Here is a 13,781-nt window from a genome sequence, read left to right on the forward strand (position 1 = left end):
GAGCATAGCGGCCGATTTCGCGGGTTTTCCCACGCATCCGACCAAGTCGGGTTCGGCGGGTGCGGAACGCGCGAAAGGCGGCGCGAAGCATGGACGGCAGGCATGACTTCCGGCCGTTCCTGGCTGTCGCCGCCAGCGCCACCATGGGCGGCAATTCATTCCCGATGCCCTCCAAGGAGAGGTTCCATGCGCAAGTCCCTGGTTTCCGCGATCGCTATGGCGCTCGCCGTGTCCGCCGGCAGCACGTTGGCGATGCCGGCGCAGCCGGCAGCTGCCGTGTCGTCACAGACTCCCACGCAGTTGCCGCGCAATGTGCGCCCCACGCACTACGCGGTGGCCATCACCCCGCATGCGGAGAAGATGAACTTCGACGGCCAGGTGACCGTGGATGTGCAGGTGCTCAAGTCCAGCACCAGCATCACCCTCAATGCCGAGGGCATGACGTTCTCGTCGGTGACACTGGAGCCGGCGTCGGGCAAGGGCACCGCCGTGACGGCCAAGGTCGCGGTGGACGAAAAGACGCAGACCGCCACCTTCAGCTTCGACAAGCCGGTTGCGCCGGGTAGCTACAAGCTGGCGATGAACTACGTCGGCACCATCGGCACCCAGGCCAACGGCCTGTTCGCCATCGACTACCCCACGGCGTCGGGCAACAAGCGCGCGCTGTTCACGCAGTTCGAGAACTCCGACGCGCGCCGCTTCATCCCGTCGTGGGACGAGCCGAACTACAAGGCCACGTTCGACCTCAGCGTCACCGTGCCGGGCAACGAGATGGCGGTGAGCAACATGCCGGTGGCCTCCAAGGCCGACGCCGGCAACGGCCTGCAGAAGGTGACCTTCCAGACCTCGCCGAAGATGTCCACCTACCTGCTGTTCTTCGGGCTGGGCGAATTCGACCGCGTCACCACCACCTCGGACGGCACCGAGATCGGCGTGGTGATGCAGAAGGGCAAGGGCGCGCAGGCGGCCTTCACGCTGGATTCGGCCAAGGCCGTGCTGCACGACTACAACGACTACTTCGGCATCAAGTACCCGCTGCCCAAGCTGGACAACATCGCAGCGCCAGGCAGCAGCCAGTTCTTCTCGGCGATGGAGAACTGGGGCGCGATCTTCACCTTCGAGTACGCCATGCTGCTCGACCCGTCGTTCTCCACGCAGGGCGACAAGATGGAGGTGTTCAACACCGCCGCGCACGAAATGGCGCACCAGTGGTTCGGCGACCTGGTGACCATGAACTGGTGGGACAACCTGTGGCTCAACGAAGGCTTCGCCTCGTGGATGGCCGAGCGCGAAACCGAGAAGGTGCATCCCGAGTGGAACACCGTGCTCGATACCGTGGGCACACGCGAAGGCGCGATGTCGGTCGACGCGGTGGCCACCACGCATCCCATCGTGCAGAAGATCGACACCGTGGAGCAGGCCAGCCAGGCCTTCGACACCATCACCTATTCCAAGGGCGAGGCGGTGATCCGCATGCTCGAGGCCTATGTGGGCCCGGAGAACTGGCGCCAGGGCGTGCACAATTACCTCAAGGCCCACTCCTACGGCAACACGGTGTCCGACGACCTGTGGCATGCGGTGGACGGCGCGGCTCCCGGCAAGCACATCACCCAGGTGGCGCACGACTTCACCCTGCAGCCGGGCGTGCCGCTGATGAAAGTGGACTCGGCCATGTGCAGCAATGGCGAGACCACCATCAAGCTCACCCAGGGCGAATTCACCAAGGATCGCCCGAACAAGCAGCCGTTGCGCTGGCACGTGCCGGTCATCGCGCAGGTGGTGGGCAACCCCGCCGCCAGCACGCTGGTGGACGGTTCCGCCACGCTGAAGCTGAAGGGCTGCGGTCCGGTGCTGGTGAACGCGGGGCAGAGCGGTTACTACCGCACGCTCTACGCGCCGGCACAGCTCGCCGCGCTGAAGCAGGACTTCACCAAGCTCGCGCCAATCGACCAGCTCGGCCTGATGAGCGACACCTGGGCGGAAAGCATGGCCGGCCTCGAGCCGGTGTCGGACTTCCTCGACATGGCCAAGGCCACGCCGGCCAATGCCGATCCGGAAATCTGGGCGGAAGTAGCCGGCAGCCTCGTGGGGCTGGACCAGTACTACCGCGGCGACCAAGCACGTCAGGATCGCTTCCGCGCCTATGCCGTGGCGCAGCTCAAGCCGGTGTTCGCGCGCGTGGGCTGGGACGCCAAGCCGGACGAGAGCACCTCGACCACGCTGCTGCGCACGCAGCTGATCGGCGCGCTGGCCGCGCTGGGCGACCAGGAAATGCTGAAGGAAGTGCGTCGCCGCTTCGACGCACAGGCCACGGATCCGAAGGCGGTGCCGGCAGCCTTGCGCAAGACCATCTTCGCCATCGTGGCGCAGCATGCCGACGCGGCCACCTGGGACAAGCTGCATGCCCAAGCCAAGGCCGAGAAGTCGCCGATGATCAAGGATCGCCTGTACGGCCTGCTCTCCGTCGCCGAGGACAAGGCGCTGGCGCAGCGTGCGCTCGACCTCGCACTCACCGATGAACCGGGTGCCACCAACAGCGCCGGCATGATCGGCGGTGTGGCCTGGCGGCACCCGGAAATGGCCTACGACTTCGCCATGGCGCATCGCGCGCAGGTGGACAAGCTGGTCGATTCCACCTCCAGCAGCCGCTACTACCCGATGCTGGGCGGCAGCTCGTTCGACCCGTCGATGATCGAGAAGATCAAGGCCTACGAGACCACCATCGATCCGTCCGCGCGTCGCCCGGCGGACAGCGTGATCGCCAACATCCAGTACCGCATGATGATCCGCAAGGATCGCCTGCCGGCGGTGGATGCGTGGCTGGCGAAGAACGGGGGGTGAGCGTTCTCACAAGTGACACGACAAGGCCCCGCATGCGGGGCCTTGTTTTTGGTTGCTGGGGCGATGCGATTCGGTGTTGCTCGAGCGAGCTTTTGGTAATTGCCGACTAACCAGCCTGGTTACCTTCATTTCGCTAGTATCGACCAGTCATCGAATACAGGAACCGCACGTCCGTTTTCGGCCAGAAGCGGACAGTCAACGCCTGAGTTAAGCGGCGCGCGGTACGCGCGTCCGATTGGACGACTTGTTAGGCATACGCGCTACGAACCGACTCTATTTTCGCTGCCACCTCTTTAGGCGAAAGCTCAAGCCCCGACACTAGGACCCTTATGGGGTGCCGAGAAAGTGCGATATTTGCGCGCATATACCTGCCTAGATATTTCTTTGGATCTACGACCTTTATAGCCAAAATGGCTCCGCGCCGACCCCCATAAGAAATCTTAGTATCTTCAATTTCTGGCCATGGTATTTCAATTTCACGAAGCCACCCACCTTTGATACCGAGTCCTTTGGCCGTGATCACTAGCGCAACTTTGGGCCTTTCAATGAAAGACATAAGCCTGCTGAAAAGCATTGCGCCGGCGCACAACAGGGCTACTACTACAGACGCACCTAAGTCGACTGAGATAGAGAATGAGACAAAAATAAGAACCATTGCTGGAACAGCAATCGCCCAAAATTGTTCACTCTTTGCACGGTGCACTATCAGCTCTTCCATCGCACTGACCTAATCCCTTTTTGCCTAACTATCGAGTATACGGACACGCCCGTCCGTTTATACATCCCCGGTGGCGCAACGGGATTCTTGCGCAACTCATTAGTTCTTGCAGCGGCTTATCTTTGCCACGCCCGGCAAACAACTGAACGCAAAGCCGGACAGAGGCGCCCGGCCCTAGAACGGCAGCTTTGGGTCGAAAGCCGCCAATGGCTTTGGCGAGCAGCATCATGTCGTTGCCGCCTCGATGGCGTTCAGCGCCGCCTCGACATTACACCGCGGCGTGCCGATGTTCATGCGCACGAAGCCGCCGCCGCCGGGGCCGAAGTCGGTGCCGGGGTTCAGGCCGAGCTTGCAGCGTTGGATGAAGAAGTCGCGCAGCACATCGTCGTCCATGCCCAGCCCGCGGCAATCCAGCCACAGCAGGTAGCCGGCTTCGGGCGAATGCAAGCGGATTGAAGGGACGCGCGTGCGCAGGCGGTCGGCGACGAGGTCGCGTGTGTCGCCCAGGTAGGGCTTGAGCGCATCAAGCCACGCATCGCCTTCGCGCCACGCGGCTTCCGCCGCGGCGATGGCGAAGGGGCTGGCGTCGCCCAGATGCATGGCGGCAACCGTCTTGCGCAATGCGGTGCGCAGGTCATCGCGCCTGGCTACCAGCATAGATAGCGCCAGCCCCGAGAGGTTGAACGTCTTGCCGGGCGAGAGCAGGGCAATGACGCGGTCGTCCACCTGCGCCAGACTGCCCAGCGGGCAATAGCCGGCACCGGGCAACGCGAGGTCGCCGTGCACCTCGTCGGCAATCACGGTGATGCCGTGGCGGCGTGCGATGCGCAGTACTTCGCCGAGCTCGTCCGGCGACCAGGCACGGCCGCCCGGGTTGTGCGGGTTGCACAGCAGCAGGGCGCGCGCGCCGTCGCGGGCCTGCTGTTCGAGTTGCGCGAGGTCCATCGCGTAGCGGCCGCCGGTTTCGCGCAGCGGGTTGTGCAGTAATCGTCGGCCGGCATCCTCCACGGCACGGAAGAAACCGGGGTAGACCGGCGGTTGCACAATCACCGCATCGCCCGCGTTGGTGCATGCCTGCATGGCGGCGGACAACGCGGCCAGCACGCCGGAAGCCGGCACCAGCCAGTCGCGCTCGACGTGCCAGCGATGGCGGCGCATGCACCAGCCGACCAGTGCCTGCTGCAGGCTTTCGGGGTATTGCGTGTAACCGTAGATCGGGTGTCGGGCGCGTTCCTGCAATGCCTCGACCACGCACGGCGGTGCGGCGAAATCCATGTCGGCCACCCACAACGGGCTGACCTCGTCGCTGCCGAATTTCTGCCGGCGTCCGTCGAACTTCAGCGCATGGCTGCCGCGGCGGTCGATGGGCTGGTCGAAGTCGAAAGTCATGGGCGGCCTGCTGGTGCGTGGCTCGTCACCCCGGCGAAAGCCGAGGTCCAGTGCCTTTGCCTCATGCGGGAAAGGCACTGGATGACTCGCTGCGCTCGCCCCTTTGGGGCCGCCCTACGGGCCTTCTGCGCGCTGCGCGCTTGTCCTGCTTGCGCAGGAATGGCGGTGAGGTAGTCCCTGTGCCAGGGAGGCACGTCACGCGCGCCGCCGCCACAGGGTCACCTCGGACAAGGTGTGCTGGAACTTGCGCCGCGTCTCGCGTATCACGAAGGGTACTTCGCGTGGCTCGCCCAGCCGCTCGAAGTGCTGGCCGAGGATCGCGTCCAGCCCGTCCAGCGTGGTGAAGCTTTCGCCGTCCCTCTTGAAGCCGCCCACCCATTCCGCGCGCGGCGTGTGCTCGGCCAGCCACGTGTAGGGCGAGGCGATCATCAAGATGCCGCCAGGGTTCAGCCGTTCGTGGATGGCTTCGAGGAATTGCGCCGGGTTGTACAGGCGGTCGATCAGGTTGGCGGCGAGCACGAAGTCGTAGCCGCTGAATTGCGGCTTGAGGTTGCAGGCGTCGCCCTGGAAGAACTCCACCTTGGCCGCGGTGTCCGCCAGGCCCAGTTCGGCGAGGTTGCGCGACTTGTATTCGACCAGCTCGCCTTCGTCCTGCAGCAGGTAGCGCAGGCTGTCGCCGCCTGCCAGCGCTACGCCCTGGCCGATGAAGCGCGCGGAGAAATCCACGCCGGTCACGTGGCCGAAGTGGCGCGCTAGCTCGAAGCTGGCGCGGCCCGAGGCGCAGCCGAGATCGAGTGCCTTGCGCTTCGGCGAGCCGTCGAGCATACCCATCGCCAGGTCGACCAGTGCCTTGGAGAAATTCGGCACGCCGAAGTAGCTGTCGCCGTAATGGAACTCGGCGTATTCGCTGAGCAGTTTGTCGGTTTCGTAGTGCGAGGCGGGGGCGGGTTTCATGTTTTTGGACACCACGTAACGGAAGCCTGCGTGCTGGAAGAAATGGCGGCGGAAGGCGTAGCGCGAAGCGGCCTCGGCCTCGTTGCCGGTGGCGATCCACGAGCCGCCCTTCATCAGGTTGTGACGTCCGTCGAAGGTGGGGGTGGTGAAGTCGTCGTAGATCGGGTGCACCGCGAAACCTTCGAACGGATAGATCGGCGTTTCCGTCCATTGCCAGGCATTCCCGGCCACGTCGAAGAACTCGCCCTGCGCGAAGCGGTTCACCGCGCAGGACGAGGCCCAGTGTGCGAGGTTGAGGTTCGCGCCCGGCGTTTCCCCATGCGGTGCGCCGCGACGGCTTTCGGCGTACAGGCGGTACCACTCGTCTTCGGTGGGCAGGCGCACCGGCTGGCCGCTATGTGCGGATTTCCAGCGGCAGAACGCCCTGGCTTCGTGGTAGTTCGTTTCCACCGGCCAGTCCCATGGCATGGCCACTTCCTCGGTCATCAGGCGCAGCTTCCAGCCGTCCGCCGAGCTGCGCCAGAACGTGGGATGGTTGGCCTTGGCGAATTCGCGCCAGCCGTTGCCTTCCTCGTCCCACCAGCCGGCCTGGGCATAGCCGCCGTCTTCCACGAAGGCGCGGAATTCACCGTTGCTCACGAGGAAGCGGCTGGCCTCGAAGGCCGCCACCTCGGCTTCGTGCCGACCGTATTCGTTGTCCCAGCCGTAGGTCGCGCTATCGATGGAACGGCCCAGCACGACACTGCCTGCCGGTACTTTCACCAGCGTGTTTTCCGGCGCTGCGCCGCTCTCCGTGCATGGCCGCCATGCGGGATGCGGCTTCACGTAGGCGAGCTTGTGCTGGCGGACCAGCACCGACGAGGTTTCCAGGTGGATGCGTTCGTGCTCGATGCCCATCACGATGGTCCACCATGGATGGTCCCAGCCGATGGGCATGGTCAGCGGCGCTTCGTCGATCAGGCGCAGCACCAGCGCGCGCACCTTGTCGCGGTAGGCCTTCACCTCGGGCACGCCGGGCCAGTCGTAGTGGGTGTCGTCGAGGTCGTCCCAGCTCATCTCGTCCACGCCCACCGCGAACACGGACTCGAGGTGCGGGTCGATGCGCTGCTCGATCATGCGTGCAAGCAGCAGCTTGTTGACGAAGAAGGTGGCGGTGTGGCCGTAGTAGAAGATCAGCGGGTGGCGCAGGGTGATCGAAGGTTCGTACCAGGCTGCGTCGACGGCGAGCGTCTCGAACAGCGACTCGTAGCGGTCGAAGGTGCTGGTGAAGTAGTCGCGCAGCACCTGGCGCATGCGCACGGGATTGGCTTCATGCAGGTTCGGCGTGCGCGGCAGCGGCGCGGTCGCGGCGGAGCGCTGGCTGGGTTCGGCGAGCGTGGAAGCGTTCATGGCGATGACCTCTCGATCCCGGGGAATGGATGGGCGTCAGGCACAGCGGAGTTCGCATTCTGGCACGTGGCAACCGGTGTGATCCGGTCTTGCACCAGGCGGACCCATCCCGGCTACATGCGGGGAGCCGTCGGCGATTCAATGCCGCACCAATAAAAAGCCGCGCACGGGGCGGGGCCGGATACCGTAGGAGCGCATCCTGTGCGCGATCGGGTTCTTCGCGAAGAGCGTTTCGCGCACAGGGTGCGCTCCTACGCGTTGTCGCCAGGCGCTTGCGCCTCGACTTCTTTCTTGTAGGCATCCACCGGGATGCAGGCGCACATGATGTTCTTGTCGCCGTAGACGTTGGCGACGCGGGTCACCGGCGACCAGCACTTCTGCAGTCTCAGCGAGGGCAGCGGGAAGGCGGCCAGCTCGCGCGGGTAGGTGTGGTCCACTCGCTGGCGCTCACCGCGAACGCGGTGAGCGGGGCGTAGCGCAGCGGGTTATCGTCGCGGTCCAGCTTGCCTTCCTCCACCGCGCGGACCTCGTCGCAGATCCGGATCGGTGCAATGCCACCTGGGTGGCATCGCGCAGGCCTGCTGTGCTCATCAGCGTGATGTACATCCACACGATCGGAGGGATCGATGCGCTGCCGAAGAGCGTCTGCCTTGTGCTACTTTCCGGCCAGCATGATGCGGAGGCGAGGCGTCCTTGGCATGGGACGCCGAGCGAACAGCAAGAGTCCATGACAGGGGAAAGCCATGCGGATGCTGTTTGGAATGGTGACGCTGATGGCGGCGATGCTGCTGAGCGCAAGTCATGCCCTTGCAGCGGATACCCAGCCGTTGGCGGTGACGACGCAGCTGCCCACGGATGTGCGTCCGACCCATTACGATCTCGCCATTACGCCTCACGCGCGAGCCATGCGTTTCGACGGCAAAGCGGTGATCGCGCTCGATGTACTGCGTCCCACCGCACACATCACGCTCAATGCGCTGGACCTGGATCTGACCCGAGCGGTGCTGAGCGGCGGCCCTGATCGCGCACACTTCGATCCACCGCGCATCATGCAGGACAAAAAAGCGCAGACGGCTACGTTTGCCTTTCCCGCCAGCCTGCCGGTGGGCCATTACCAGCTGAGCATCGACTATGCCGGCGTCGTCAACACGCAGGCGTTCGGCTTGTTCGCGGTGAATTACCAGGGCAAGCAGGGCCCGCAGCGCGTGTTGTACACCCAGTTCGAGAATGCTGATGCGCGGCGTTTCTTTCCATGCTGGGACGAGCCGGCCTACAAGGCCACGATTGCATTGACCGCGATCGTGCCGAAGGGCGAAATGGCAGTCAGCAATATGCCAGTTGCTGCGCAGGACGATGTCGGCAGCGATCTGCAGCGGGTGCGTTTTGCCGTCACACCGCCGATGTCTACGTATCTGCTGTTCTTCGCCCTGGGCGATTTCGAGCGCATCAGCACCCGGGTGGACGGCACGGATATCGGCCTGGTGGCCCCGCGCAGCGCGGTGGCGCAGGGCCAATTCGCGCTCGCATCCGCACGTGCCATCCTGCCCGAATACAACGCCTATTTCGGTGTGCGCTATCCCTTGCCGAAGCTGGATATCGTGCTTGCGCCAGGCAGCAGTAGCAGTACTGCGGCGATGGAAAACTGGGGCGCAATCCTCTCGTTCGAAGACTACATGCTGCTCGATCCGGCCATTTCCAGCGAGATGAACAAGAGCACGGTATTCAACACGCTGGCGCACGAGATGGCGCATATGTGGTTCGGCGACCTGGTCACCATGCGCTGGTGGGACAATTTGTGGCTGAACGAAGGCTTCGCCAACTGGATGGCCCTGCGCGCCACCAGCAAGCTGCATCCGGAGTGGGAGCAGGACGTCTACAACGTGTGGTTCAGCGAAGGTGTCATGGGCATCGATGCGCAAAAGACCACGCATCCGATCATTGAACCGGTCACTTCGCCCGAGCAAGGCCAGCAGGCCTTCGATTCGATCACCTATGCCAAGGGCGAGGCGCTGATCGGGATGCTGGAGCGCTACATCGGCGAAGATGCCTGGCGCCGCGGCCTGCAGCGGTATATCGCGCGGCATGCCTACGGCAATACCGTATCCGAAGACCTGTGGCAGGCCATGGCGGGCGAGACGACCGAGCCGGTCGCCGCTATCGCGCATGATTTCACTACCCAGCCGGGTGTGCCGCTGCTGCGTGTGGCCGATGCGACATGCCAGGACGGCCAGACCACGGTGCAGTTGAGCCAGGGCGAGTTCTCGGTGGACCAGCCGGACAAAGCACCGTTGCACTGGCGGGTGCCGGTGATCGCCCAGGTGATCGGGCAGCCGCGGGTTCGGCAACTGGTGGTGGGCGGTGCGACGCTGAAACTGCCGGGCTGTGGCGCATTGCTGGTGAACGCGGGACAGAGCGGTTACTACCATTCCCTGTACTCGCCGCCACTGCTGGCGGCGATCAATGCGAATTTCCAGAAGCTTTCGCGCACGGATCAGATGGGCGAGTTCGACAACGCCTGGGCTTTGTCGATGGCCGGCATACAACCGGTATCCGAGCCGTTCGAGCTGGTGAAGGCGGCGTCGCCTGCCAGCAACCCCATGTTCTGGTGGGATGTCGCCCGGCACCTGTCCGAATTCGATGCGAATTTTCGTACCGATCCGGCCGCGCGTGAGCGCTATCGCCGGTTTGCCACGGCACGGCTGGAGGCGGTGTTTGAGCACGTGGGCTGGCTGCCCAAGCCGGGCGAGCGGGCGTCGTACAAGGTGCTGCGTACGCAGCTGATCGCCGCCCTGGCTACCTTGGGCGATGCGCGGATCACCGCCGAAGCACGGCAGCGCTTTCTCAACCTGCCGAAAGCATCCTCCGGCGATTTGCGCCAGAACGTGCTCTACGTGGTTGCGCGCCAGGCCGATGCGGATACGTGGAATCGGCTTCTGGCCATGGCCAGAAATGAGGGAGCACTGCTGGTACGGCAGAAGCTCTATGAGATGCTCGCCCTGCCCGAAGACGAGGGACTGGCGACACGCGCGCTTAATCTGGCACTGACCCCGGAGATCGGCACCAACGGCAGCGCGATGTTCACCAGCGTGAGCTTTCTGCATCCGGAGCTGGCTTTCGATTTTGCGGTGGCGCATCGCGTGCAGGTGGATGCGATGGTCGGACCCAATGACCGTGCAGAGTTTTACCCTGATCTGGCCTGGGGATCGAACGATCCGAAGATCATCGACCGCATCCAGGCGTTCGCCGCGGCGCACATCGCGCCCGATGCGCGCAGCAGTGCCGATACAGTGATAAACATCATTCGCCACGGTGCCGAAGTACGGAAACGGCAGACGCCGCAGATCGATGCCTGGTTGAAGCAGAACGGATGGTGAGGCTGACGCAGCGAACGGCTGCGACGGTCTTCAAGTTTGCATCATCGTGTGTTCCCCGCGCCTGAGCCGTCGTTCCCGCTTTCGCGGGAACGACGGCCTATACCGACGCCGCGCAACAAGAATGCAGTTCCCCAAAAGCAAAACCCCGCCGGGAGCGGGGTCTTGCTTTACTTTGCGCCGCGATGTGCAGACTTACGCCTCGATCTCTTCCTTGTACGCATCCACCGGGATGCAGGCGCACATGATGTTCTTGTCGCCGTAGACGTTGTCGACGCGGGCCACCGGCGACCAGTACTTCTGCAATTTCAGCGAAGGCAGCGGGAAGGCGGCCAGCTCGCGCGGATAGGCGTGCGTCCACTCGCTGGCGCTCACCGCGAACGCGGTGTGCGGGGCGTGGCGCAGCGGGTTGTCGTCGCGGTCCAGCTTGCCTTCCTCCACGGCGCGGATCTCGTCGCGGATCTGGATCATCGCGTCGATGAAGCGGTCCAGCTCGTGCTGCGATTCGCTCTCGGTCGGCTCCACCATCAGCGTGCCGGCCACCGGGAAACTCAGCGTGGGCGCGTGGAAGCCGAAATCGATCAGGCGCTTCGCCACGTCTTCCGCGCTGATGCCGGTGGCGTCCTTGATCGGGCGCAGGTCGAGGATGCACTCGTGCGCCACCAGGCCGTTGCGGCCGGTGTACAGGGTGGGGTAGTGCGCGGCGAGGCGCTTGGCGATGTAGTTGGCGTTGAGCAGCGCCACCTGGGTGGCCTTGCGCAGGCCCGCCGTGCCCATCAGCGTGATGTACATCCACGAGATCGGCAGGATCGAGGCGCTGCCGAAGGTGGCGGCGCTGACCGCCGGGCCGTTGCCGGTGCCCTGCGTGCGCGCGCCGTCGTTGCCCAGCGCGCCCGGCAGGAACGGTGCGAGGTGCGAGCGCACCGCACACGGGCCCACGCCCGGGCCGCCGCCGCCGTGCGGGATGCAGAAGGTCTTGTGCAGGTTGAGATGGCTGACGTCCGAGCCCCACTTGCCGGGCTTGGCCACGCCCACCAGCGCGTTCATGTTGGCGCCGTCGGTGTACACCTGGCCGCCGTGCTGGTGGACGATGTCGCAGATCGCCACCACGTCTTCCTCGAACACGCCGTGGGTGGACGGGTAGGTGAGCATGATCGCTGCGAGGTTGGCCGAATGCTTCTCGGCCTGCACGCGGATGTCTTCCAGGTCGACGTTGCCGTTGGCGTCGCACTTGGTCACCACCACGCGCATGCCGCACATCTGCGCGGAGGCCGGGTTGGTGCCGTGAGCGGATTCGGGGATCAGGCAGATGTCGCGATGGCCTTCGCCGCGCGACTGGTGGTACGCGCGGATCGCCAGCAGTCCTGCGTATTCGCCTTGAGCGCCCGAGTTCGGCTGCAGGCTCACCGCGTCGTAGCCGGTGATCTCCACCAGCTGCGCTTCCAGCCCGGCGATCAGTTCTTCGTAGCCCTGCGTCTGCGCGGCGGGCGCGAACGGATGGATGTTGCCGAATTCCGGCCACGTCACCGGGATCATCTCGGCGGTGGCGTTGAGCTTCATCGTGCACGAGCCCAACGGGATCATCGTGCGGTCCATGGCCAGGTCCTTGTCGGCCAGCGCACGCAGATAGCGCAGCAGTTCGTGCTCGCTGTGGTGGGTGTTGAACACCGGGTGCGTGAGGAAGGCCGAGGTGCGCCGCAGCGCCTGCGGGATCAGCGAAGGCGCACTGGTGTCCAGCGCGTCGATGCTGGGCAGCGTGGCGTCGTCGCCGCCGAAGATGCGCCACAGCAGCTCGATGTCGGTGCGGGTGGTGGTCTCGTCCAGCGAGATGCACAGGTACTCGCCCCAGGCCTTGCGCAGGTTGGCGCCCAGCGCCACCGCGCGCGCTGCGATGGCGTCGGTGCGCTCGCCGGTCTTCAGGCTGATCGTGTCGAACGCGGTCTCGTGGTGGCTGGCGGTGAAGCCGAGCTGCTGCAGGCCGGCCCTGAGGATGGCGGCGAGGCGCGCCACGCGCGTGGCGATGCGGGTGAGTCCTTCCGGGCCGTGGTAGACGGCGTACATCGAGGCCATCACGGCGAGCAGCACCTGCGCGGTGCAGATGTTGCTGGTGGCCTTCTCGCGACGGATGTGCTGCTCGCGCGTCTGCAGGGTGAGGCGGTAGGCCTTGTTGCCTTCGGCGTCGATGGAGACGCCGATCAGGCGACCCGGCATCGAACGCTTGTATGCATCGCGGCAGGCCATGAAGGCGGCGTGCGGGCCGCCGAAGCCGAACGGCACGCCGAAGCGCTGCGAGTTGCCGATCACGATGTCCGCGCCCATCTCGCCCGGCGGCTTGAGCAGGGTCAGTGCCAGCAGATCGCTTGCGAAGATGGCCAGTGCGCCCTTGGCATGGACCTTCGCTACATCTTCGCTCCAGTCCATCAACCAGCCGCTGCTGGCCGGGTATTGGATCAGCGCGGCGAAATAGTCGTCCGCGGCGATCGCGGCGTCCCATTCCTCGGCGGAGTTGACCAGTTTGACCGTCAAGCCCAGCGGCTCCGCGCGCGTCTGCATCACCGAGATGGTCTGCGGATGTGCATCGCCGGACACCACGATCACGTTGCCCTTGGCCTTGGCCGAGCGCTTGGCCAGCGTCATCGCCTCGGCCGCCGCGGTGGCTTCGTCCAGCAGCGAGGCGTTGGCGATCTCCATGCCGGTGAGGTCGGCGCACATGGTCTGGAAGTTGATCAGCGCTTCCATGCGGCCCTGCGAGATCTCCGCCTGGTACGGCGTATAGGCCGTGTACCACGCCGGGTTCTCCAGGATGTTGCGCAGGATGACGTTGGGCGTGTGCGTGCCGTAATAGCCCTGGCCGATGAAGCTCCTGAACACCTTGTTCTTGTCCGCGATGGCACGGATCTTCGCCAGCGCCTCCACCTCGCTCATCGCGACGGGCAACGCCAGAGGCGCGGCGGACTTGATCTTCGCGGGCACGATCGCGTCGGTCATAGCCTCCAGCGAGTCATGGCCGACGGTGCGCAGCATGTGCGCGATCTCGGCGTCGTTGGGGCCGATGTGGCGCGCGATGAAGGCGTCGTGGTTTTCCAGCTCGCGCAGGGAGGGAGTGTTCTGGCTCATGA

6 protein-coding genes and 1 pseudogene are annotated in these 13,781 nt (G+C 64.8%); 2 read left to right on the plus strand and 5 right to left on the minus strand.

The genetic code is table 11. The features are described 5' to 3' along the window. Nucleotides 1-186: 186 nt before the first annotated feature. Nucleotides 187-2,841, plus strand: coding sequence for a M1 family metallopeptidase (locus ISP25_RS00165; RefSeq protein WP_404611439.1), 2,655 nt, complete (start codon nt 187-189; stop codon nt 2,839-2,841). A gap of 247 nt (nt 2,842-3,088) precedes the next feature. Here the strand turns inward: ISP25_RS00165 and ISP25_RS00170 are convergent, their stop codons facing one another. The 4 genes and pseudogenes from ISP25_RS00170 to ISP25_RS00185 all read right to left on the minus strand — a co-directional run. Continuing rightward, nucleotides 3,089-3,559, minus strand: coding sequence for a hypothetical protein (locus tag ISP25_RS00170; protein ID WP_404611441.1), 471 nt, complete (start codon nt 3,557-3,559; stop codon nt 3,089-3,091). A gap of 225 nt (nt 3,560-3,784) precedes the next feature. Further along, nucleotides 3,785-4,948, minus strand: a complete 1,164-nt coding sequence (locus tag ISP25_RS00175; protein WP_404611443.1) for a MalY/PatB family protein — start codon at nt 4,946-4,948, stop codon at nt 3,785-3,787. Between the two features lie 195 nt (nt 4,949-5,143). Beyond that, on the minus strand, nt 5,144-7,291 hold the full coding sequence (gene ovoA / locus ISP25_RS00180) for a 5-histidylcysteine sulfoxide synthase (RefSeq protein ID WP_404611445.1): 2,148 nt from the start codon (nt 7,289-7,291) through the stop codon (nt 5,144-5,146). Nucleotides 7,292-7,542: 251 nt separating this feature from the next. Next, nucleotides 7,543-7,841, minus strand: a pseudogene (locus ISP25_RS00185) (hypothetical protein); the annotation flags it as partial. Nucleotides 7,842-8,034: 193 nt separating this feature from the next. On the opposite strand from ISP25_RS00185, the gene ISP25_RS00190 reads away from it, so the two are divergent. After that, the gene (locus ISP25_RS00190; RefSeq protein ID WP_404611447.1) at nt 8,035-10,665 is read left to right on the plus strand and encodes a M1 family metallopeptidase; all 2,631 of its coding nucleotides are present in this window, start codon (nt 8,035-8,037) and stop codon (nt 10,663-10,665) included. Nucleotides 10,666-10,857: 192 nt separating this feature from the next. Here ISP25_RS00190 and gcvP read toward each other — a convergent pair whose 3' ends face one another. Beyond that, entirely contained in the window at nt 10,858-13,779 is a 2,922-nt protein-coding gene (gene gcvP / locus ISP25_RS00195) for an aminomethyl-transferring glycine dehydrogenase (protein WP_404611449.1), read from the minus strand. Nucleotides 13,780-13,781: the final 2 nt, after the last annotated feature.

The sequence above is a fragment of the Rhodanobacter hydrolyticus genome (assembly GCF_044904645.1).